At 73.1% G+C, this 20,308-nt stretch carries 18 protein-coding genes and 1 pseudogene; 8 read left to right on the plus strand and 11 right to left on the minus strand.

Going from position 1 to position 20,308, the window contains the following annotated elements; translation table 11 throughout:
- The 4 genes and pseudogenes from AC069T_RS37275 to AC069T_RS37290 all read right to left on the minus strand — a co-directional run.
- A pseudogene (locus AC069T_RS37275) lies at window positions 1-110 on the minus strand (RNA 2',3'-cyclic phosphodiesterase); the annotation flags it as partial.
- A 64-nt stretch (window positions 111-174) separates the two neighbouring features.
- On the minus strand, window positions 175-744 hold the full coding sequence (gene thpR / locus AC069T_RS37280; RefSeq protein ID WP_478786967.1) for an RNA 2',3'-cyclic phosphodiesterase: 570 nt from the start codon (window positions 742-744) through the stop codon (window positions 175-177).
- Between the two features lie 195 nt (window positions 745-939).
- On the minus strand, window positions 940-2,205 hold the full coding sequence (locus AC069T_RS37285; RefSeq protein ID WP_478786968.1) for an MFS transporter: 1,266 nt from the start codon (window positions 2,203-2,205) through the stop codon (window positions 940-942).
- Between the two features lie 142 nt (window positions 2,206-2,347).
- Complete coding sequence (locus AC069T_RS37290; protein WP_358853977.1) at window positions 2,348-2,785, minus strand: MarR family winged helix-turn-helix transcriptional regulator; 438 nt, start codon at window positions 2,783-2,785, stop codon at window positions 2,348-2,350.
- A 144-nt stretch (window positions 2,786-2,929) separates the two neighbouring features.
- Here AC069T_RS37290 and AC069T_RS37295 point away from each other — a divergent pair, with 144 nt between their 5' ends.
- A complete protein-coding gene (locus AC069T_RS37295) occupies window positions 2,930-3,112 on the plus strand; it encodes a ribbon-helix-helix protein, CopG family (protein ID WP_358853978.1) in 183 nt (60 codons plus the stop codon).
- Between the two features lie 61 nt (window positions 3,113-3,173).
- Here AC069T_RS37295 and AC069T_RS37300 read toward each other — a convergent pair whose 3' ends face one another.
- Window positions 3,174-4,628 (minus strand): NCS2 family permease, encoded by a 1,455-nt coding sequence (locus AC069T_RS37300; RefSeq protein WP_478786969.1) that lies wholly within the window; start codon window positions 4,626-4,628, stop codon window positions 3,174-3,176.
- Between the two features lie 311 nt (window positions 4,629-4,939).
- On the opposite strand from AC069T_RS37300, the gene AC069T_RS37305 reads away from it, so the two are divergent.
- Both AC069T_RS37305 and AC069T_RS37310 read left to right on the plus strand, forming a co-directional pair.
- Window positions 4,940-5,209 carry a DUF2530 domain-containing protein gene (locus AC069T_RS37305; protein ID WP_358854308.1) on the plus strand — a complete coding sequence of 90 codons (270 nt, stop codon included), beginning with the start codon at window positions 4,940-4,942 and terminating at the stop codon, window positions 5,207-5,209.
- Between the two features lie 111 nt (window positions 5,210-5,320).
- The gene (locus AC069T_RS37310; RefSeq protein ID WP_478786970.1) at window positions 5,321-7,714 is read left to right on the plus strand and encodes an HAD-IC family P-type ATPase; all 2,394 of its coding nucleotides are present in this window, start codon (window positions 5,321-5,323) and stop codon (window positions 7,712-7,714) included.
- Window positions 7,715-7,736: 22 nt separating this feature from the next.
- Here AC069T_RS37310 and AC069T_RS37315 read toward each other — a convergent pair whose 3' ends face one another.
- The 3 genes from AC069T_RS37315 to AC069T_RS37325 form a co-directional block, all read right to left on the minus strand.
- Window positions 7,737-8,666 carry a hypothetical protein gene (locus AC069T_RS37315; RefSeq protein WP_478786971.1) on the minus strand — a complete coding sequence of 310 codons (930 nt, stop codon included), beginning with the start codon at window positions 8,664-8,666 and terminating at the stop codon, window positions 7,737-7,739.
- A 215-nt stretch (window positions 8,667-8,881) separates the two neighbouring features.
- Window positions 8,882-12,040 carry a sacsin N-terminal ATP-binding-like domain-containing protein gene (locus tag AC069T_RS37320; protein ID WP_478786972.1) on the minus strand — a complete coding sequence of 1,053 codons (3,159 nt, stop codon included), beginning with the start codon at window positions 12,038-12,040 and terminating at the stop codon, window positions 8,882-8,884.
- A 377-nt stretch (window positions 12,041-12,417) separates the two neighbouring features.
- Complete coding sequence (locus AC069T_RS37325) at window positions 12,418-13,341, minus strand: DUF3027 domain-containing protein (RefSeq protein ID WP_478786973.1); 924 nt, start codon at window positions 13,339-13,341, stop codon at window positions 12,418-12,420.
- A 499-nt stretch (window positions 13,342-13,840) separates the two neighbouring features.
- Here AC069T_RS37325 and AC069T_RS37330 point away from each other — a divergent pair, with 499 nt between their 5' ends.
- The 4 genes from AC069T_RS37330 (at window position 13,841) to AC069T_RS37345 (ending at window position 17,509) form a co-directional block, all read left to right on the plus strand.
- Window positions 13,841-15,271 carry an MFS transporter gene (locus AC069T_RS37330; protein WP_478786974.1) on the plus strand — a complete coding sequence of 477 codons (1,431 nt, stop codon included), beginning with the start codon at window positions 13,841-13,843 and terminating at the stop codon, window positions 15,269-15,271.
- Window positions 15,272-15,418: 147 nt separating this feature from the next.
- A complete protein-coding gene (locus AC069T_RS37335; RefSeq protein ID WP_478786975.1) occupies window positions 15,419-15,895 on the plus strand; it encodes a DUF2771 domain-containing protein in 477 nt (158 codons plus the stop codon).
- Between the two features lie 47 nt (window positions 15,896-15,942).
- The gene (locus AC069T_RS37340; protein ID WP_478786976.1) at window positions 15,943-16,656 is read left to right on the plus strand and encodes a futalosine hydrolase; all 714 of its coding nucleotides are present in this window, start codon (window positions 15,943-15,945) and stop codon (window positions 16,654-16,656) included.
- A complete protein-coding gene (locus AC069T_RS37345) occupies window positions 16,640-17,509 on the plus strand; it encodes a 1,4-dihydroxy-6-naphthoate synthase (RefSeq protein ID WP_478786977.1) in 870 nt (289 codons plus the stop codon). The genes AC069T_RS37340 and AC069T_RS37345 overlap by 17 nt, the downstream gene beginning before the upstream one ends.
- 35 nt (window positions 17,510-17,544) lie before the next feature.
- Here the strand turns inward: AC069T_RS37345 and AC069T_RS37350 are convergent, their stop codons facing one another.
- The gene (locus tag AC069T_RS37350; RefSeq protein WP_358854300.1) at window positions 17,545-17,928 is read right to left on the minus strand and encodes a cold-shock protein; all 384 of its coding nucleotides are present in this window, start codon (window positions 17,926-17,928) and stop codon (window positions 17,545-17,547) included.
- A 197-nt stretch (window positions 17,929-18,125) separates the two neighbouring features.
- On the opposite strand from AC069T_RS37350, the gene AC069T_RS37355 reads away from it, so the two are divergent.
- Window positions 18,126-18,380 (plus strand): hypothetical protein, encoded by a 255-nt coding sequence (locus AC069T_RS37355; RefSeq protein WP_478786978.1) that lies wholly within the window; start codon window positions 18,126-18,128, stop codon window positions 18,378-18,380.
- Window positions 18,381-18,417: 37 nt separating this feature from the next.
- Here AC069T_RS37355 and AC069T_RS37360 read toward each other — a convergent pair whose 3' ends face one another.
- Together AC069T_RS37360 and AC069T_RS37365 are read right to left on the minus strand one after the other, a co-directional pair.
- Complete coding sequence (locus AC069T_RS37360; RefSeq protein WP_478786979.1) at window positions 18,418-19,044, minus strand: HAD family hydrolase; 627 nt, start codon at window positions 19,042-19,044, stop codon at window positions 18,418-18,420.
- Window positions 19,045-19,084: 40 nt separating this feature from the next.
- Window positions 19,085-20,125, minus strand: a complete 1,041-nt coding sequence (locus AC069T_RS37365; protein ID WP_478786980.1) for a hypothetical protein — start codon at window positions 20,123-20,125, stop codon at window positions 19,085-19,087.
- Between the last annotated feature and the right edge of the window lie 183 nt (window positions 20,126-20,308).

Below are 20,308 nucleotides of genomic sequence, written 5' to 3' on the forward strand. Positions count from 1 at the left end.
CCCAGGGGCCACCGGGCGACCGTCTCGTACCGCGGCTGCTCCCCCGGCGCCCCCGACACCGGCAGGTTGCTGCGGACGAGGCTCAGCTCGCCCACGGTCCACTCCCGTCCGGCGGGGGGTCGAGGTTATCCGGCCGCCGCCGGCGCGCCTCAGCCGCCCGCCCCCGCCGGGGCTTCAGCCGCGCTTTCCCAGGGGCCACCGGGCGACCGTCTCGTACCGCGGCTGCTCCCCCGGCGCCCCCGACACCGGCAGGTTGCTGCGGACGAGGCTCAGCTCGCCCACCGTCCACTCCCGTCCGGCGAAGGCGTCCAGGGCGGTGACGCAGGGGCCGAGGTCGGCCGTGCCGCGGCTGCGGGCCACCGTCAGATGCGGCCGGTACCGGCGGTGCTCCTCCGTCGGCACGCCCGCCTTCCTGGCCGCGGCTGCGGCCCGCTCGGCCAGCAGCCGCAGCGCGCCGACGTCCCCCGCGGCGCCCGCCCACAGCGCCCGGCCGCCGAAGTGGCCGCCGCCGCGCAGGGCGAGCGGGAACGGCTCGGTGCGGCGGGCGGCGCGCGCCAGCCGCTCGGAGAGCTCCGGGAGGATGTCGTCCGCCACCTCGCCGTAGAAGGCGAGGGTGAAGTGCCAGCCGGGGCGGCCGGTCCAGCGCAGCGTGTCCGCGCCGGGCAGCCGCCGCAACCCGTCCACGGCGGCGGCGAGTTCCCGCAGCGCGTCCTCGGGTGGCAGCACCGCCGCGAAGAGTCTCATGCCGTCACCCTGGCAGGGAACGGATCACCTGGCGAGCGGCCCCCGCCGTGGACGCCGCCTCGCCCGGCGGGCCCTGGCCCAGAAAGGTGAGGCCCGGCGGCACGGCCGGGCGGGCGTCCGTGGCGGAGGGCGTCCGTGGCGGCGGGCGTCCGTGGCGGAGGGCGTCCGTGACGGCAGGCGTCCGCGGCGGAGGGCTCACGCGGCCGCGGTGAGCCGCTCCTTCGGTACGAAGCGGACCTGGGGGTGGCCGCGGTGCCAGCCGACGGACAGGCGCAGCCCGCCGACGCGGGCCAGGACCAGTCCCACGGTGGCCGCGGCGAGCGCCGACACCACCCCGCCGAGCGCGAAGCCGACGCGCGGGCCGTAGGCGTCCGTGACCCAGCCGACGAGGGGCGCGCCCAGCGGCGTACCGCCCATGAAGACCATCATGAACAGCGCCATGACCCGGCCGCGCATGGCGGGGTCGGTGGCCATCTGGACCGCCGTGTTCGCGGTGACGTTGACGGTCAGGCCGAAGACGCCGATCGGGACCATGAGCAGGGAGAAGAGCCACAGGGACGGGGCGAGGGCCGCCGCCACCTCCAGCACGCCGAAGGCCAGGGCCGCGCCGCTCAGCACGCGCAGCCGGGCCGTGCCGCGGCGGGCGGCGAGCAGCGCGCCGGCCAGGGAGCCGAGCGCCATCAGGGTGTTGAAGAGGCTGTAGGCACCGGCGCCCGCGTGGAAGACGTCGTCGGCGTAGGCGGAGAGCCAGACCGGGAAGTTGAAGCCGAAGGTGCCGATGAAGCCGACGAGGACGATCGGCCAGATCAGCTCCGGGCGGCTCGCCACATAGCTGAGGCCCTCGCGGAGCTGGCCCTTGCCGCGTGGGGTGCGCCGGGCCTGGTGCAGGTCGCGGCCGCGCATGAGCAGGAGGCTTACGACCGGTGCGACGAAGGACAGGCCGTTGCACAGGAACGCCCAGCCGGTGCCCACGCCGGTGATCATCAGGCCCGCGACGGCGGGACCGACCAGGCGGGCGGACTGGAAGTTCGCGGAGTTCAGGCTGACCGCGTTCTGCAACTGGCCGGGGCCGACCATCTCGGCGACGAAGGACTGGCGGGCCGGGTTGTCGACGACGGTGGCGAGGCCGACGGCGAAGGCCGCCACGTAGACGTGCCAGACCTGGACGTGTCCGGAGAGGGTCAGGAAGGCGAGGGCGAGGCCGGTGAGGCCCATGGCCGTCTGGGTGGCCAGCAGGACCGGGCGCTTGGGCAGCCGGTCGACCAGGACGCCGCCGTACAGCCCGAAGAGCAGCATGGGCAGGAACTGGAGCGCGGTGGTGATGCCGACCGCGGCGGAGGAGCCGGTGAGGCTGAGCACCAGCCAGTCCTGGGCGATGCGCTGCATCCAGGTGCCGGTGTTGGAGACGACCTGGCCGGTGAAGAACAGGCGGTAGTTGCGGATCCTCAGCGAGCTGAACATCGAGGACCTGGCGGTCCCTGGGTCGGGCGGGGTGTCGTGGGTGGCTGGTGCGGGGGCGGAGTCTGCTCCGGGTCCCGAACTCAACAGCGTTCGCCTCCTCGGGCGGGGTGGTTCGACGTCGGCGGCCGGCGGATGCGGCGGGTCACAGATGCGCGAGCTTCTCCAGGACGGGAGCGGCGGCGCGGAGCTTGGCGCGCTCGTCCTCGTCGAGAGCGGCGACCAGTCCTGCCAGCCACGCGTTCCGCCGGCGGCGGCTCTCCTCGAGCATGGCCTCGGCCTGCTCGGTCTGCGTGACGACCTTCTGGCGCCGGTCCTCGGGATGCGGCTCCAGCCTGACCAGTCCCTTGGCTTCGAGCAGCGCGACGATGCGGGTCATCGAGGGCGGCTGGACGTGCTCCTTGCGGGCCAGCTCGCCCGGGGTGGCCGAGCCGCAGCGGGCGAGGGTGCCGAGCACCGACATCTCGGTGGGGCTCAGCGACTCGTCGACCCGCTGGTGCTTGAGCCGGCGCGACAGGCGCATCACGGCGGAACGCAGGGAGTTCACGGCGGCAGCGTCGTCGCCATGGGGGAGGTCAGGCATGTTCTTTAGCGTAACTCATTACCCTGACTAAAGACCACCTGATGACCCGCGAAACGGACCACTGAGCCCATGAGTCACTCGTACGAGTGAGCCGAGTACGAAAACCGGCCCCCGCACCCGGGGTGTGCCGCGACTCTCGTCCGCATGGGGACCAGCGTGCTCAGCCTGCGGATGGACGGGGAGCTGCTCGACCGGCTCCGGCATCACGCCGCCAGAAGAGGAATGAGCGTCCAGGACTATGTCGTCCGGACGCTCGTTCGCGACGACTTCGACGAGCGGTTCCAGACCGCCGTCGAAGAGACGGAGAAGTTCTACGGGGTCACGTGACCCCGCCGCCGCGCGGGGACGGGGTCACGGGGACCCCGCCGCCGCGCGGGAGCGGTGCCGGTCAGGTCAGCCCGAGCGCCGGCATCAGGTAGTAGAAGCCGAACACCGCCGCCACGACGTACATCGCGACCGGGATCTCCCGGGCCCGGCCGACCGCGAGGCGCAGCACCACGAAGGTGATGAAGCCCATGCCGATGCCGTTCGTGATCGAGTACGTGAACGGCATCATCAGCATCGTCACGAACGCCGGGATCGCGATCGTGTAGTCCGCCCAGTCGATGTCCTTGATCGAGTGGGACAGGATCAGGAAGCCGACCGCGAGCAGCGCCGGGGTGGCCGCCTGGGACGGGACCATCGTGGCGATCGGGGTCAGGAACAGCGCGACGGCGAAGAGCAGGCCGGTGACGACGTTCGCGAACCCGGTGCGCGCGCCCTCGCCGACGCCGGCGGTGGACTCCACGAAGCAGGTGGTGGCCGAGGAGGAGCTGGCGCCGCCCGCGGCGACCGCGATGCCGTCGACGAAGAGGACCTTGTTGATGCCGGGCATGTTGCCCTCGGCGTCGGTCAGCTTGGCCTCGTCGCTGACGCCCATGATCGTGCCCATCGCGTCGAAGAAGCACGACAGCAGGACCGTGAAGACGAACAGGACGCCGGTCAGCACGCCGACCTTCTCGAAGCCCCCGAAGAGGCTGACCTTGCCGACCAGGCCGAAGTCCGGGGTGGCGACCGGGTTGCCGGGCCACTTCGGGGTGGTCAGACCCCAGGACGGGATCTCGGCGACGGCGTTGACGATCACCGCGAGGACGGTCATCGCGACGATCGAGATGAGGATCGCGCCCGGCACCTTGCGCACGATCAGCGCGAGGGTGAGCAGTGTGCCGAGGACGAAGACCAGGACGGGCCAGCCGTTGAGGTGGCCGTCGGCGCCGAGCTGGAGGGGCACGGTGGTCTGCGCGACGTCCGGGATGCGCGAGACGAACCCGGAGTCGACCAGGCCGATCAGCATGATGAACAGGCCGATGCCGATCGCGATGCCCTTGCGCAGGCCGAGCGGCACCGCGCTCATGACCCGCTCGCGCAGACCGGTGGCGACCAGCAGCATCACGACGAAGCCCGCGAGGACGACCATGCCCATGGCGTCCGGCCACGACATGCGGGGTGCGAGCTGGAGAGCGACGACCGTGTTCACCCCGAGTCCGGCGGCGAGCGCGATCGGGACGTTGCCGATGACACCCATGAGCAGCGTGGTGAAGGCCGCGGTCAGGGCGGTCGCGGTGACCAGCTGGCCGTTGTCGAGGTGGTGCCCGTACATGTCCTTCGCGCTGCCCAGGATGATCGGGTTGAGCACGATGATGTAGGCCATCGCGAAGAAGGTGGCGAGACCGCCGCGGACCTCACGCCCCAGGGTCGAGCCCCGTTCGGAGATCTTGAAGTAGCGGTCGAGTGCACCGTGCGCGGGCCGCGGGGACGGCTGCTTCTCCGGTGTGGGGGCCGTGGTCGTGGCCGACGGGGACATGCGGGACCTCATACGTGCGGGGCCTCGGAGGGCCAGGACGGGCACCGGGCGAGCCGGATGGAGGAAGGGTTCGCGCGGCGGAACGTGACCGAGTCTGGCCGTCAGCTGATCACCAGAAGGTTTCGTCGACGTTTCTGTTGGAGTTTCGTACGAACAGAAAGAGCCAGCATCAAGCCGTTTCAGTATGAACATATGAGGCGGAAATCGCTATCTCCGCGCGTAGACCCCTGGTGTACAGGGGAAGCGCCGGTTCCGCGCCGGCCGGGACCGGTCCCGGCCGAGCCCGCCGGGCATGCTCGTAAGCTGTGCCCATGGCCAAGTGGACCCCCAAGCACGAGGCGCCGGAGCCCCTGGAGGGGCCCGTCGTCGCCACCATCACGGGCGGCACGATCCTCTGGTTCGTCCTCTTCCTGGTGCAGCTCCCCTTCTACGGCTGGTTCGACGAGCACGGGCACACCTGGTGGGTGTGGACGTGCCTGGCGGGAGCCGGACTCGGCCTGATCGGCATCTGGTACGTCCGCAGGCGCGACGCGGCCATCAAGCGGGAGGCCGCCGCCCGCGACGCCGCTCCCGCGGAGTAGCCGGCCCCCGTACGCCCACGGCAGCACTCGGCGGCGGCACCGTCCTCCCCCGGTCGGATCTTTGGCGCACTCGGCGGGTGAAGCCGTATGTCCGCACGTACCGTCGAGTCCATGACGCACATAGACGCGGGCGCCGAACTCGACCCGGTGCATCCCGTGCCCCCGCCCGGACGGGCACGGGGGCTGAGCGCCGCCGAGGTGGCCGAGCGGGTCGCGCGCGGCGAGGTGAACGACGTCCCCGTGCGCAGCAGCCGCTCACTGCGGGAGATCGTCCGGGCCAACGTCCTCACCCGGTTCAACGCGATCATCGGGGTGCTCTGGCTGGTCATGCTGTTCGTGGCGCCGTTCCAGGACAGCCTCTTCGGCTACGTGATCTTCGCGAACACCGGCATCGGCATCGTCCAGGAGTGGCGGGCCAAGAAGACCCTGGACTCCCTCGCGGTGATCGGCGAGGCGAGACCGACGGTCCGCCGGGACGGGGTGGCCGCCGAGGTCAGCGTCTCGCGGATCGTGCTGGGCGACGTCATCGAGATCGGGCCCGGCGACAAGATCGTCGTGGACGGCACCTGCGTGGAGGCCGAGGGCCTGGAGATCGACGAGTCCCTGCTCACCGGTGAGGCCGACCCCGTCGCCAAGCACGCGGGCGACCAGGTGATGTCAGGCAGCTTCGTGGTCGCGGGCGGCGGCGCGTTCACGGCGACGAAGGTGGGCCGGGAGGCGTACGCCGTCCAGCTGGCCGAGGAGGCGTCCCGCTTCACGCTGGTCCACTCCGAGCTGCGCAGCGGCATCTCCACGATCCTCAAGTACGTGACGTGGATGATGATCCCGACGGCGCTCGGGCTCGTCGTCAGCCAGCTGGTGGTCAAGCAGAACGACTTCAAGGGCTCCGTCGCGCGCACGGTCGGCGGCATCGTGCCGATGGTGCCGGAGGGGCTCGTCCTGCTGACCTCCGTCGCCTTCGCGATCGGCGTCATCCGGCTCGGCCGCAAGCAGTGCCTGGTCCAGGAGCTGCCGGCGATCGAGGGCCTCGCCCGCGTCGACACCGTCTGCCTCGACAAGACGGGCACGCTCACCGAGGGCGGCATGGACGTCACCGAGCTGCGTCCGCTGGGCGACAGCGACGAGGTGTACCTGCGCAAGGTGCTCGGCGCGCTCGGCGAGTCCGACCCGCGCCCGAACGCCTCCCTGCGGGCCGTCGTCGCCGCCTACCCGGACAGCGGGGAGTGGCGCTGCACCGAGTCGCTGCCCTTCTCCTCGGCCCGCAAGTACAGCGGCGCGGCCTTCAGCGAGGGCGACGGCGGGAGCAGCACCTGGCTGCTCGGCGCCCCGGACGTGCTGCTGTCCCCGAAGGATCCGGCGCTCGAGGAGACGGAGCGGCTCAACGAGCAGGGGCTGCGGGTGCTGCTGCTCGTCCGGACCTCACGCGATCTCGAGGACGCCCGGGTCACGGAGGGCGTGCGGCCCACGGCCCTGGTCGTGCTGGAGCAGCGGCTGCGCCCGGACGCGGCGGACACGCTGCGGTACTTCGCCGAGCAGGACGTACGGGCCAAGGTGATCTCCGGCGACAACGCGGTCTCCGTCGGCGCGGTGGCCGCGAAGCTGGGGCTCAGCGGCGAGACGGTGGACGCGCGCCTGCTCCCGGCGGAGCGCGAACGGATGGCGGAGGCGCTCGACGAGGGCACGGTGTTCGGGCGGGTCACCCCGCAGCAGAAGCGCGAGATGGTCGGCGCGCTCCAGTCACGCGGCCACACGGTGGCGATGACCGGGGACGGCGTGAACGACGTGCTGGCGCTCAAGGACGCCGACATCGGGGTGAGCATGGGCTCCGGTTCGGAGGCGACCCGGGCCGTGGCGCAGATCGTGCTGCTCGACAACAGCTTCGCGACGCTTCCCTCGGTGGTGGCGGAGGGGCGCCGGGTCATCGGCAACATCACCCGGGTCGCGACGCTCTTCCTGGTGAAGACGGTCTACTCGGTGCTGCTGGCGGTGCTGGTGGTGTGCTGGCAGGTGGAGTACCCGTTCCTGCCGCGCCACCTGACGCTGCTCTCGACCCTGACGATCGGCGTGCCGGCGTTCTTCCTCGCGCTCGCCCCGAACGGGGAGCGGGCCAGACCCCACTTCGTCCGGCGCGTGATGCGGTACTCGATCCCGGGCGGGGTGCTGGCCGCGGTCGCCACCTTCGTGACGTATCTGATCGCCCGCCACCACTACCGCGGGGAGGACGCGCTGGCCGCGGAGACGAGTGCGGCGACCCTGACGCTCTTCCTGATCTCCATGTGGGTGCTGGCGATCATCGCCCGGCCCTACACCTGGTGGCGGGTCTGCCTGGTGGCGGCGATGGCGGGGGCCTTCGTGCTGGTGCTCGTCGTGCCCGGGCTCCAGCACTTCTTCGCGCTGAAGCTGGTGGGCTCGATGGTGCCCTGGATGGCCGTGGGCATCGCGGCGGTGGCGGCGGTCGTCCTGGAGTTCCTGTGGAAATGGGTCGACCGCCGCTTCCCGGCGTGAACTCCCTCGCGGGAGTCAGGATTTACTGCACGTCGACGTAGTCACCCGTGGCCTTGACGGCCGGGGTGGTCGAGGTGCCCGCGAAGTTGTAGCGGAAGTAGCCGTCGGTGGCGGCGGTGACGGTCGTCTTCAGGGCGCCCGTGGAGGACGAGGTCACCGACTTGACCGTGGTGTAGGTGTCCGAGCCCTTCTTGCGGAACTGGAGCTGGACGGACTGGGCGTTGTAACCGGCGTACTTGTGCGTCTCCCAGTTGGCGCGGGTCAGGGCGCCGGTGACCGTGATGGTCCGGCCCTTCTTGACGGGCTCCGGGGAGGCGTTGACGGTGAGCTTGGAGTAGCGCTGGAGCTTCGTCGTGGCGAGGGCGTCCTGCTCGGCGAGGCCGACCTTGCTCCAGTCGGCGTTCTCGTCGTCCATGTCCACGCCGTTGAGGGCGATCGCGTAGCCGAGGGCCTTCCACGAGGCGGCGTCGGCGTTGGCCAGCTCGACGTCCGGGAAGATGTCGATGGTGGTCGTGCAGGTGGCGGTGGTGGTGGACGTCTCGGTGCAGGACGGCCAGTCGCTGTCGACCAGGACGTTGGCCGGGTCGTCGTACGAGCCGCGGTAGATCTCGACGTCCATCAGGAAGTCGTCGGCGGTGATGTCGACGTCGGCGCCGTGCGTGACGGTGTAGGTGACCGGAGCGGTCACCTCCTTGCTGGTGCCGGCGACGATCGGCTTGCCGCCGTTGACCTTCACGTTCGAGAAGGACAGGTCCAGGAGGTACGGCTCGCCGTCCGCAGGGGTGGCCCCGGTGAACGCGGTCTTCCCGGCGGCGGCCTGCCGCGCGAGCTGCGCGGCCTTCACGAGGTCGTCGTGGTCGTACGAGGGTCCGCTCGCCTGTGCGGCGGGCACGGCGAGGGCGGACAGGGCCAGGGCGCCGGAGACGGCGGCCACGGTGGCACGAAAGCGCATGCGTTCCCCATGTGGAGAAAGGGGCCCTGCGGTTGTCATCTTCACGCGGGGCCCACGGCGGTGTGAGTCTGTTGACTCCGATGATCAGATCCGCGGGGGCAACGAATAGTTGTACGAGACGTGAAGTTTTTACGCGCGCATGACCAAGATCACAGAAGCGCGCGGGGACGGGGCCGCACCGGAGGATCCCCGTGCGGCCCCGTCCCCCGACCACCTCAGTCGAACCAGCGGTCCCGCGCCAACTCGTCCGTGCGGGACGGATCCTCCAGCAGCGCCGCCACCTCGAAGCGCCGCGGCCACTGGCGGGCCGCCCAGGCGAGTCCGGCCGCGACGCCCTCCAGGGTGGACGCGTGCAGCACCCCGTCCCGGGTGCGCCGCCAGTCCAGTTCCGTGCCGTCGACCACCAGCTCCCCGTGCTCGACGTACGACGCCGGTGCGGACGGACCGAGCAGCACCCGCACGGACTCCGGCACGTCGTGCTCGGTCCCCTCCGACGTCACCTCACCGGTCACCGACTCGCTCAGCCGCCGTACCTGGAACAGCTCGGCGAGTTCGGCGGCCAGGGCCGGCCGGACGGGCAGCAGCGGCATGCCGGCCGTGAAGGGCAGCAGATCGGGCGAGTCGACGACCACCGCGTCCGCCGCGTCCACGACCGTCACCCGCCCGTCGACGACGGCCCGCAGTTCCTCCGGCAGCGTCACCTTCTCCGGGTCCAGCTCGGCAAGAGCGCCGTAGAGGGCGTGCAGCTGGGCGGCGGACACCTCGCGCTCCGGGTCGGCGAGCCGGTCGAGCAGCTCGGCCGCACCGCCCGGCTCGTCGAGCAGGGCCGCCACCGACGTCCGTACCCCCAGCGCCCGCAGGACCTGCTCGTCGTCGAAGCCGCTCGCGTCGGCCTCGTCGTACAGGCCGTGCAGCAGCGGGTCGCCGCCCGCGGACCGCAGACCCGCGGGACGGCGCCCGTCGAGCACCGGGTGACCACGCAGCCACCAGGCGGTGTACGGCCGCACGATCTCGTGGGTGCCGTCCGGCAGCAGGATCCGCACCGGCTGGGTGAGCGCGTCCCGCAACGGCGGCCGCGAGAGCAGGGCCAGCGCCTGCGGCCAGCGCTCGTCGTCCACCAGGTCCAGATCCCGTACGGCGACGAGCTCGGTGGCGACCGGCGGCACGGGCGTGTCGGGCAGCTGGTCCAGGACGTCCTCGCACCACACGTCGACGGCGTCGAGCAGCCCGGCGTCGTCCGGCTCGGCGAAGTCGCCGTCGCGCGGCTCCAGTTCGTCCGGGTCCAGCACCACGTCGGTGGCGCGGACCAGCGCGAAACCGGCGAGCACACCGCACGCCGCGAGCGGCTGCTCGCCCCAGCGCCCGGCGAGTTCGGCGTCCACGAAGGCGAGTTCGCCCTCACGCATGACCTGGGCGAACGGACTTCCCGGCAGGACCAGTTCACCGGCGGGCGCCAGTTCGCCGTCCTCGTCGGGCAGGGCGAGGGCACCCAGCCACGGCTCGTCGCCGGGGTCGAGAGCGGCGTCGCGGACGAGCGCGAGCACGGTCTCGGCCAGCTCCTCGGCGTCCGGGCCCGCCAGATCCCAGCCCCCCTCGTCGTCCAGCGACGCGGCCACCGCGGCACGCACCTGGGGAGTGGTGAGGACGGCGCGGGGCGTGGCGGGCAGCGCGCCGAGCTTCTCCAGCAGCGGGTGGGCGGCGTCCGGGTGGGCGACCTTGAGCCCCAGCCGCGCCAGCGCCTCGGGAGCCACCTGCGCCCCGCCGCCGGACGGCAGCAGTACCTGGCGGGGCCCGATGGTCGTCCGGCCGTCCGCGAGCGGCACGGGAAGTCCCGAGAGCCGGTCCGGGTCGACGCCCGCCAGACTGTCGTAGAGCCGCCGCCACCAGCCGGGATCCTTCTCCAGACCCGCCAGCCGGTCCACGGCCTCCGTGAGCGGCACCCGGGCCACACCCAGCGTGCGCAGTTCCACCCGGCGTTCGAGGCCGGCCGGCAGCAGGCTGGGCAGCACCTCGGCGAGTACACGCACGGTGTCGGCGCCCGCGCCCTCGACGACCTCGGCGTCCCGGGGCCGCAGTGCGACGGCAGGCGCCGCGATCTCCTCGCCACCCGGATCGGCCCAGTCGGCCGGGGACTCCGCAACGTCCGTCTCGACCGCGGGCGGCAGGAAGGCGGTGCGCGGCAGCCGGTCGAGGATCGCCTGCCGCAGGGCCCCGTCCAGCTCGCCCTTGCCGAGCGGGCCCGGCACGAGGTCGATGATCCCGGGGCCCACCGGGCGCCAGGCGGCGAGGAGTTCGGCGTACGCGTCCGCCGCCCGCTCCACCAGGAAGCCGGTCAGCGGGCCGGGGGCGGCGTGCCGCCGGGTGGTGTCGAGCGGGAGGGAGGCGATGAGCAGCGCGGGGACGCCGAGGGGCTCGTCGCTGGGCGTCGGCGCGTGCACGACGGGGCTGGTGCGGGGGCGGGCCGGGCTGCCGTCGGAGTCGACCGGCACCGCCCAGGTCACCGACCAGTGCGGACGCAGCCGCTCCTCGACGGGGCGGTCGGCCAGCAGCGCGGGATCCAGGCCGCCGTTGCGGGCGACGGTACGCCAGCGGGTGGTGCCGTCGCGGGAGTCCTCGACGGTGACACCGTCCTCGTCGGCATGGCGCCGCAGGGTCCGGACGTCCCCGTCGCCGGTCTCGACGACGACCTCCGCGAGGCCGGGCAGGGCGAGCAGCAGCGCGTCGTCGATGCCCCGCAGCAGCCGCTCGGCGAGGTCCTCGGCGGCGGCGTCGCGCAGCGGCAGGACGACGACGGTGTCGTACGGGTCAGGGGCGGAACCCTCGGCGGCGAACGGGAGCCGCAGCAGCGGCACATGGCCGTCCCGGCGGCGGATCTCGTCGCCGAGACCCGGGCTGTGCCGGGCCGTCTCCCCCGCCAGCTCACGGGCCTCGGCCAGGGACCAGCGGACCCCGCCGTGCCGGCCGAGGACGGCCGGCTCGTCGGTCACCGCGAGAACGGCGGCGAAGCCGACGCCGAAGCGGCCGACGGCGGTGTCGTGCGCGTCCCGCTTGGCGGAGGCGCGCAGCGTGGAGAGCGACTCGACGCCGGTCGCGTCGAGGGGGGCGCCGGTGTTGGCGGCGGCGAGCACCCCGTCGCGGAGGGTGAGCCGCAGGCGTCCCGGCGTTCCCGCCCTGGCCGCGGCGTCGGCGGCGTTCTGCGCGAGCTCGACGACGAGTCTGTCCCGGTAGCCGCCGAGGGCGAGGTCCTCCTCGGCGTTGGCGTCCTCACGGAAGCGGGCCGCGCTGGTGGCCCAGGCGTCCAGCACTCCGCGCCGCAGGCGCGCGGTCCCGAACGGGTCCGCACCCTCGGCTGCCGGCCGCACGAACTTGCTCACGGTTCACTCTCCCTCTCGTGTGGCGCGGCCGCGAGCGCGGGGCCGGCCGCCGCTCGAAGGTACCGCGCCGACGCGGTCACCCCGTCCGGCGTCCAGCTCGTCCTGACGCCCTACCCCCGAGGTCACCACCGACACTTGGGTGACACCCGGCGCCGCAGCCGAGACCGGGACGGCAACCCCCACGCACCCGCACCCGCCCTCGCACCGAAGGGGCCGTGCCGGTACATCAGATGCCCGTTGCAGGTCGGGCAGAAGGCCCCGGCCCACCCCCGCAACCCACGTACACGCCCGACATGCAACGGGCGGATGTACCGGCGCGGCCCCGACCCACCCACCGGAGCCAAGGCGCCCCGGGCCGGGCACCGTGGACCCTGAACCTAGGAGTGCCCGAGCTCCGCCGAAGTGTCGTCCGCGGCCACCGGCACCGACCCGGAGTCCGGCGCCGGCCGAAGCGGGAACGGATCCACCCGCGTCTCGTCGATCACCGGCGGAGCCGGCCGCGGCGGCTTCGGCATCACCGCAGCCTCCGAATGCCCCCCGCACCCGTACGCCAGCGACACGACCCGCCCGTCCGCCGGCGAGAACTCATTCGCACAGACCCCGAACGCCTGACCGAGCGAGCCGCCGATCCGGTTCAGGAAGCCACAGCTGACGCACGCCGCCGGCGCCGCCTGCGCCATCGCGGTCTTCGGCCCGTAGGCCTCCTCCCAGCGATCGGCGGCGACATGCAGCCCGTACCGGGACAGCACCCGCGCCCGCCGCAGCCCCAGCTCCTCCGCCACCGACGTGATCGAACCGCGCGCGGGAACCACCGGCAGGCTCACGGGCGCCCCGCCCGCGACCTCCGCATCCTCCGCCTCGACCAGCTCCGCCATCTCGTCCGAGACCACCGAGTTCGGCAGCGGCTCGTCCTCACCGGAGAACCCGGGCTCCAGCCGCAGATCGTCCGCCTCCGTGGGCAGCAGATCCCCCGGGCCCATGTCCCCGGGCCGCAGCCGCTCGCTCCACGGCACCCACTCCGGCGCGAGCAGCGCGTCCGAGCCGGGCAGCAGCACCGTCTCGTCCAGCGTCACGACCTTGGCCCGGGAGGCCCGCGCCACGGTGACGGCCCAGCGCCACCCGCGGTATCCCCAGTCCTCGCACTCGAAGAAGTGGGTGACAACGCGGTCCCCCTCGGAGACCAGCCCCACATGCTCACCGACGACGCCCGGTGCGGCGGCCTCCTCGGCGGCGGCACGGGCGAGACCCACGGCCTCGGCGCACAGACGGTCGGGGGTGCGGCTTCGCGTTGTCGCGCTCACAGGTATCGCTTCTCTCCTACGCCGTCACGGGTGCGCCGGTACCCGGCGGAGGTGCGGACGGAGCGGACCGAAGGGCCGCGTCGACGTCCGCGCCCAGTCGCACTCGGGCGCACCTACGCCATCCATTCTGCGGGATGGCCGAGAGGCGCGCGGCCGAGAACAACCGCCGCAGGCGCGCTACGCACGCTACCTTCTCCCGGCCCCTGGGCCCACACCGGCGTGCGGCCGGGTTGGCGCGGGCCGGCCCACCCCGCGTACCCCGCACCCGCCTCCGGCCCCGTTCTCCAGCACGCCCGCACCCTCCTCCCGCCCCGTCCCGGCACCAATTCTTCCGGCCCGCTCCCGCCCCGCCGCGGCCCCGCAGCAGGCCCCACACCGCCCTGTTTCCGGGCCTGTACGCCCTCCGCCCCCGCCGGAGCGCGGCGCCCGCGGACCGCCGTACAGGCCCATACGCGCGGTAACCGCGCTACCTTCGCCGTTCTCGGGGCACTATGACGGGGTGGCAGCCGCGAGGTCGCCCCAGGGAACCGCCGGAACCGGTGCGACCAAGGGGAACATCCGAAGTGGCGGACCGGGCCGGATGAGCGGGTCCGTCCGCGCGGTCGGCCGTGCCCTGCACTTCCCCGTGACGGGAACGGCCCGCGGCATCCGCAAGGCGACGCACGCGCACGGCGCGGGCGAGTCCGGCCTCGGCAAACTGATCGAACTGCACGCGGTGAACGGCGCGGGCGACGTCATGATCACCGTAGCCCTGGCCTCCACCGTGTTCTTCTCGGTCCCCACGGACGAGGCCCGCGGCCGCGTCGCCCTCTACCTCGCCATCACCATGGCGCCCTTCACCCTGCTCGCACCGGTGATCGGCCCGCTCCTTGACCGCGTGCCGCACGGCCGCCGCGCCGCCATGGCCGGCGCGATGGGCGCCCGGGCACTGCTCGCGCTGCTCCTGTCGGGCGCGGTGGTGACCGGCAGCATCGAGCTGTATCCCGCGGCGCTCGGCGTACTGGTCTCCTCGAAGGCGTACGGCGTGGTGCGCAGCGCCGTGGTGCCCCGGCTGCTGCCACCCGGCTTCTCGCTGGTGAAGGCCAACTCGCGGGTCACCCTCGGCGGACTGCTGGCCACCGGGGTCGCCGCGCCGATCGGGGCGGGCCTGCAGGCGCTCGGCGCGCGCTGGCCGCTGTACGGCGCCTTCGTGATCTTCATCGCGGGCATGTTCCTGTCGTTCTCACTGCCGCCCAAGGTCGACTCGGCGAGAGGCGAGGACAAGGCGCTGCTGGCGTCGGACGAGGAGCACCTGCACGGACCCCACCTGCGGAAGACGGGGCGCCGCCCCGGGCTGCGCACGGTCGGCACGGCCGTCACGCACGCGCTCGCCGCCAACGCCGCCCTGCGCTGCCTGTCCGGGTTCCTGATCTTCTTCCTGGCGTTCCTGCTGCGCGAACACCCGCTCACCGGCGAGAGCGCGGCGGTCTCGCTGGGGATCGTCGGCGTGTCCGCGGGCGCGGGCAACGCGCTCGGCACCGCGGTCGGCGCCTGGCTGAAATCGCGCGCTCCCGAGGTCATCATCGTGACGGTGGTGGCGTTCGTGCTGGGGGCGGCGATCACCGCTGCGGTGTTCTTCGGAGCGGTCCTGGTCGCGTGTCTGGCCGCGGTGGCCGGGTTCGCGCAGGCCCTCGCCAAGCTGTCCCTGGACGCGCTGATCCAGCGGGACGTCCCGGAGCTGGTCCGTACGTCTGCGTTCGCGCGGTCCGAGACGCTGTTGCAGGTGGCGTGGGTGATCGGCGGCGCGATCGGCATCCTGCTGCCGCTGAACGGCACGCTCGGCCTCAGCGTGGCGGCCGCGATCGTCGCCGTCGGCTGGCTCACCACGGTGCGGGGACTGCTCGGCGCGGCCCGGCACGGCGGCGCGGGCACCCGGCACCCGGTCGCGTGAACGGCACCGCCCCCACGGCGGCGCGGGCACCCGGCACCCGGTCACGGGGTGCCACCGGCCAGAACGTGGACAGCGCGCGTGCGGCTCCCCGCGGCACGCCGCACCCCACGTGGGGAGACCGGTGGACGTGCCCGATAGCCTTCGGCCATGACCTCCCTGCGTTCCGCTGCGCGCCGCCGCCGCGCCGTCGCCGCCGTCGGCGCCGTATCCGCCGGGCTTCTCGCCCTGTCCGCCTGTGACAAGCCGACGCCGCTGACCACCGTCACGGTGGGCAAGAACTCGGTGAGCTCCGAGACCGACTGCTACGGCGACGGCAAGACGGTGAAGACCTCCGAGCTGGCGAAGTGCCTGAAGTCCAAGGACATCAAGACCATCAAGGTCGACCCCGACGAGACCGTGCGCTTCGGTGTCGACCCGGACGTCGCCGACAAGGGCTGGACGATCCTGATGAACGGCCGCCCGCTGACCGACTCCAGCAAGAAGACCTACCGCACGATTCCCGGCAGCGTGTTCTTCAACGAGCAGTACGGCGCGAGCGGCAACTCGACGCTGATCTCCGTCCAGCAGGGCGACGACAAGTCGGTGACCGGCCTGTGGTCGTTCAAGCTGAAGAAGGACGCCTGATCACGTCCGCCGAACAGTTCCCGGGCACGTCTCACGCACGTGTCCTGGTGGCCACCGCGGTCCCCGCCGAACGGGACGCGGTGGCCCGGGCGTTCACGCTCCGGGGCCACCCGGCCCCGCTGCACGACGTCCCACTCCCCGGGGTGACCCTGCGCCGGGCGCCGGGCCACGACCTGCTCGCCGCCGGCGTCGGTCCCGCCCTGGCCGCCGCCTCCACCGCCGGCGCCCTCACCGCGGCCACGCTCGCCGGAGCCCCGTACGACCTCGTCGTCTGCGCGGGCATCGCCGGCGGCTTCCAGCCCGGCGCACCCGTCGGCTCGCTCGTCGTCGCCGACGAGATCACCGCGGCCGATCTGGGCGCGGACACCGCGGACGGTTTCGTCCCCGTCACCGCACTCGGCTTCGGGACCGTCACCCACCGTCCGCCACAAGCACTCGTACGGGACGCCGCGGCCGCCACCGGCGCGGCCACCGGCACCGTACTGACCGTCTCCACCGTGACCGGGACCGCTGCCCGCGCCGCCGAACTGCGCGGCCGGCACCCCCGCGCCCTCGCCGAGGCGATGGAGGGGTTCGGCGTCGCGGAGGCCGCCGCCCTGCACGGCGTGCCCGTACTGGAGATACGCGCCGTCTCCAATCCCGTCGGCCCGCGCGACCGTGCCGCCTGGCGCATCGGGGACGCCCTCGCGGCCCTGACCGAGGCCTTCGGGAAGCTCGCGCCCGTACTGGAGAGTTGGAACCGACATGACCGCGCCCACTGAGTCCGCCGCACCCGCCACGCCCCTGCGGATCGCCTACTCGCCCTGCCCGAACGACACCTTCGTCTTCGACGCCTGGGCCCACGGCCGCGTCCCGGGCGCCCCGCCGCTCGACGTGACCTTCGCGGACATCGACCTCACCAACGGCATGGCCGAGCGCGGCGAACTCGACGTGCTGAAGGTGTCGTACGCCGTGCTGCCGTACGTACTCGACACGTACGCGCTGCTGCCGTGCGGCGGCGCGCTCGGGCGGGGCTGCGGCCCCCTGGTGCTGACCCGCGAACCCGGGGAACTCACCGGCCGCACGGTCGCCGTGCCCAGCGAGACGTCGACGGCGTACCTGCTGTTCCGGCTGTGGGCGGCGGACACGGTGCCCGGCGGGGTCGGCGAGATCGTCGTCATGCCGTTCCACGAGATCATGCCCGCCGTACGGGACGGGAAGGTCGACGCGGGACTGGTCATCCACGAGGCCCGGTTCACGTACCAGAACTACGGGCTGCACAAGCTCGCCGACCTGGGCGAGTACTGGGAGCGGACCACGGGTCTGCCGATCCCGCTGGGCGCGATCATCGCCAGGCGGTCGCTGGGCGAGGAGCGGCTGCGCCGGCTCGCCGACTCGGCGCGCGCCTCGGTCCGCGCCGCCTGGGACGACCCGCAGGCCTCCCGTCCCTACGTCCTGGAACACGCCCAGGAGATGGACCCGGCCGTCGCGGACCAGCACATCGGCCTGTACGTAAACGAGTTCACGGCCGACCTCGGCGAGGACGGCTACGCCGCGGTCCGCGGGCTGCTCACGCGAGCGGCGGCCGAGGGACTGGTGCCGCCCCTCGGCCCGGACGCGCTGGACTTCCCGTGAGCTGACCGGCCGGGAGCCGGCCGGACGGGGCGGGGCTACACGTCCAGCTGGTCGGCGACCGCGCGCAGCAGGCCGGCGATCTTGTGACCGGAGGCCTTGTCGGGGTAGCGGCCCTTCTCCAGCATCGGCGTGATGTTCTCCAGGAGCGTCGTCAGATCCTGGACGATGGACGCCAGTTCGTCCGGCTTGCGGCGCTGCGCGGCGGCGACGGAGGGGGTGGGGTCCAGGACCGTCACCGAGAGCGCCTGGTCGCCGCGCTGACCGGCGACGACGCCGAACTCCACACGCTGGCCCGGCTTGAGAGCGTCGACTCCGGCGGGCAGGACCGAGGAATGGACGAAGACGTCGCCGCCGTCGTCCCGGGAGAGAAAGCCGAAGCCCTTCTCACTGTTGAACCATTTGACCTTGCCGGTGGGCACCGTCTGTCCTCGTCCTCGTACTCGTCGGGAAATGCTCGGAAAACTGCAGGGACAACTGCGCGGGCAACTGCCCGGAAACCGGCCCGGACAGCACTACAGCGGGTCGTCGGACCCGCCGGTACCAAGGCTAATGGTCCCGGGGCCGGTGACAAGACGTCGCCGGACGGTTCCTCTGCGCTGGGAACTACCCTGGTCGGGTGCGTGACAAAACCCAAGCGAATTCCGCCGAGCCCGGTGACTGGCTGATCCGTGCCGGTGCGATCGTCTTCTTCGTCGGGGCCGTGGCCACTTTGGTCACCGTGGCCCCGCTGCTGCTCGGCACGACGCCTCTTCCGACGTACATGTTCGGCTTGAGCATGCTGATGGGCGTCGGGTTCCTGATGGCCGGGGGCGGGGTGTTCCAGTCGCTCGCGGCGGGGCGCCGCCGGGCCCGCGCCGCGCGGCAGCCGTAGCGGGGGCGGTCCGGAGCGAAGGCGAACCCGCGCGGTCTCAGTCCGCCGTGTGGCTCCTCAGCCACGCCGGGAACTCGGTGAGGTCCGCGAGGACGACGTCGGCGCCCGCCGCGGTCAGCTCCGCCGCGTCGCAGGGCCCGGTCGCGACGGCGACGGAGTACGCGTCCGCGCGGCGCGCGCCGCGGACGTCGCCGGTGTGGTCGCCGACGTAGACGCTGGCGCCGTGCTCGCGCAGCGCGTCCGCCTTCTGTTCGGCCCACAGGTTGCCGACGACCGCGTCCGCGTCGATGCGCAGGTGTTCGAGGTGCAGCTTGGCGTTGGGCTCCCACTTGGCGGTGACGACGACGGCGCGGCCGCCCGCCGCCCGTACGGCGTCGACGGCGTCGCGGGCGCCGGGCATCGCGGGCGAGCCGGTGATGGCGTGTGTGGGATACATCTCACGGTAGAGGTCGGCGACGGCGGCGACCCGCTCGGCCGGGAACCAGTTCGCGAGCTCGTCCTCGAGCGGCGGCCCGAGCCGGGTGACGACCAGGTCGCAGTCGATGTACGTCCCCGTCCGGGCGGAGAGTGCCCGGTAGCAGGCGTGGATGCCGGGGCGGGAGTCGATCAGGGTCATGTCCAGGTCGAAGCCGACGGTCGGCGGGCGCGAAGTCATATGGGCCATTGTGCCGAGCCCGTCGGAGGGGGTCCTCCGGATTCCGCCGCTACCGCGGGCGCTGGGAACGCCAGGCCAGGTAGAGCGCCGAGGTGACGGCGGCGCCGCGGACCACCCAGGGCCAGGTGCCGGCCATCGCGTCGCCCAGGTGGCCGTCGGCGACGGGATCGCCCCAGCGGCCCTCCGTGCGCCCCCAGAGCCAGCCGATTCCGGCCGTGGCGGCGAGGCCCGGCAGCACGAGGACCGCCCATTTCGTCTCGGCGGGGGTCAGCCGGCGTGAGGTGTAGGCGATGAGCCAGCCGAGACCGAGGGCGATCCAGTTGCCGAGGGCGGCGCCCGTGACGAGAAGGGCGGCGGCGAGCAGCAGCAGCGGGTTGCGGCGGCCGGCGAGCCGGGGCAGGCGGCGACGGCGGGCGGGCGCGGCCTCCACGTCCTGCTCCGTCGCGGCCGGGGTGCGGGTCTGGCCCGGGAGGGCTGCGGCCGGGTCCGCGTCGGTGGGTTCGGGTTTCCCCGGCGGTGGTTTGAGTATCTCGGGGATCTCCACGCCGCCGACGAATCCGGGGACGCTCTCGCCCGGGCCGAACGTGGTGCCGTCCACCCGCCACCAGTCGGGCTGCGTGGCGCTGTCGCCCAGTTCGTGGGTGCCGGCCAGGTGCGGCGGGGACGGGGCGTCGCGGGGTGCTTCGGCGGGTTCCGGTTCCGGTTCCGCGGGGCGCGGGCGCGGGACGACGCGGCGCAGGCCGCGGAGGCGGTCGTCGGCCGGGCGCTCGCGCTTGTCGTGGGTGCGCTGCGGGCGGGCGCGCTGGGCGGGGACGGGGGCGCGGGTATCCGGCTCGTCCGCGGCGGGGCCGCTGCCCGTGGCCCCGTCGGCGGCGGTGGCGACGACCTCGTCCGGGGTGCCGAGGCGGGTGAGGATGCGGCGGACGGACGCGGGGGTGTCGACCGGCGCTTTCGCCCGGCGGCGGTCGATCTCGCCGCGCAGCTCCGACACGAGCCGCATCCGCGTCGCGGACGGCAGCTGCCGCTGCTGGGCCAGGTCGCCGACCCGGCTCAGATAGTCGAAGACGAGCTGATCACTCTCGATCCCCACGAAGTCCCCTCCGGGGCGGGTGTGTTGGTTACCCAGTGTCCCCGACGGTACCGGGTCTTCCCCTGTCGTCGCCCGTCGCGTGCCGCTCCGGGGCTAGGGCCTGTCGTTTGGATCAGGCTGGCTGTGACCGACGGTTCGTCCTGACCGGCCCGAGCGGGGTCTGGCGCGTACAGCTGCAAGGCG

Source organism: Streptomyces sp. NPDC043867 (assembly GCF_056435845.1).

Coding starts and splice junctions, on each gene's coding strand:
- thpR (WP_478786967.1), bottom strand. CDS start 744: ATGAGACTCTTCGCGGCGGTGCTGCCACCCGAGGACGCGCTGCGGGAA.
- AC069T_RS37285 (WP_478786968.1), bottom strand. CDS start 2,205: ATGTTCAGCTCGCTGAGGATCCGCAACTACCGCCTGTTCTTCACCGGC.
- AC069T_RS37290 (WP_358853977.1), bottom strand. CDS start 2,785: ATGCCTGACCTCCCCCATGGCGACGACGCTGCCGCCGTGAACTCCCTG.
- AC069T_RS37295 (WP_358853978.1), top strand. CDS start 2,930: ATGGGGACCAGCGTGCTCAGCCTGCGGATGGACGGGGAGCTGCTCGAC.
- AC069T_RS37300 (WP_478786969.1), bottom strand. CDS start 4,628: ATGTCCCCGTCGGCCACGACCACGGCCCCCACACCGGAGAAGCAGCCG.
- AC069T_RS37305 (WP_358854308.1), top strand. CDS start 4,940: ATGGCCAAGTGGACCCCCAAGCACGAGGCGCCGGAGCCCCTGGAGGGG.
- AC069T_RS37310 (WP_478786970.1), top strand. CDS start 5,321: ATGACGCACATAGACGCGGGCGCCGAACTCGACCCGGTGCATCCCGTG.
- AC069T_RS37315 (WP_478786971.1), bottom strand. CDS start 8,666: ATGCGCTTTCGTGCCACCGTGGCCGCCGTCTCCGGCGCCCTGGCCCTG.
- AC069T_RS37335 (WP_478786975.1), top strand. CDS start 15,419: ATGACCTCCCTGCGTTCCGCTGCGCGCCGCCGCCGCGCCGTCGCCGCC.
- AC069T_RS37345 (WP_478786977.1), top strand. CDS start 16,640: ATGACCGCGCCCACTGAGTCCGCCGCACCCGCCACGCCCCTGCGGATC.
- AC069T_RS37360 (WP_478786979.1), bottom strand. CDS start 19,044: ATGGCCCATATGACTTCGCGCCCGCCGACCGTCGGCTTCGACCTGGAC.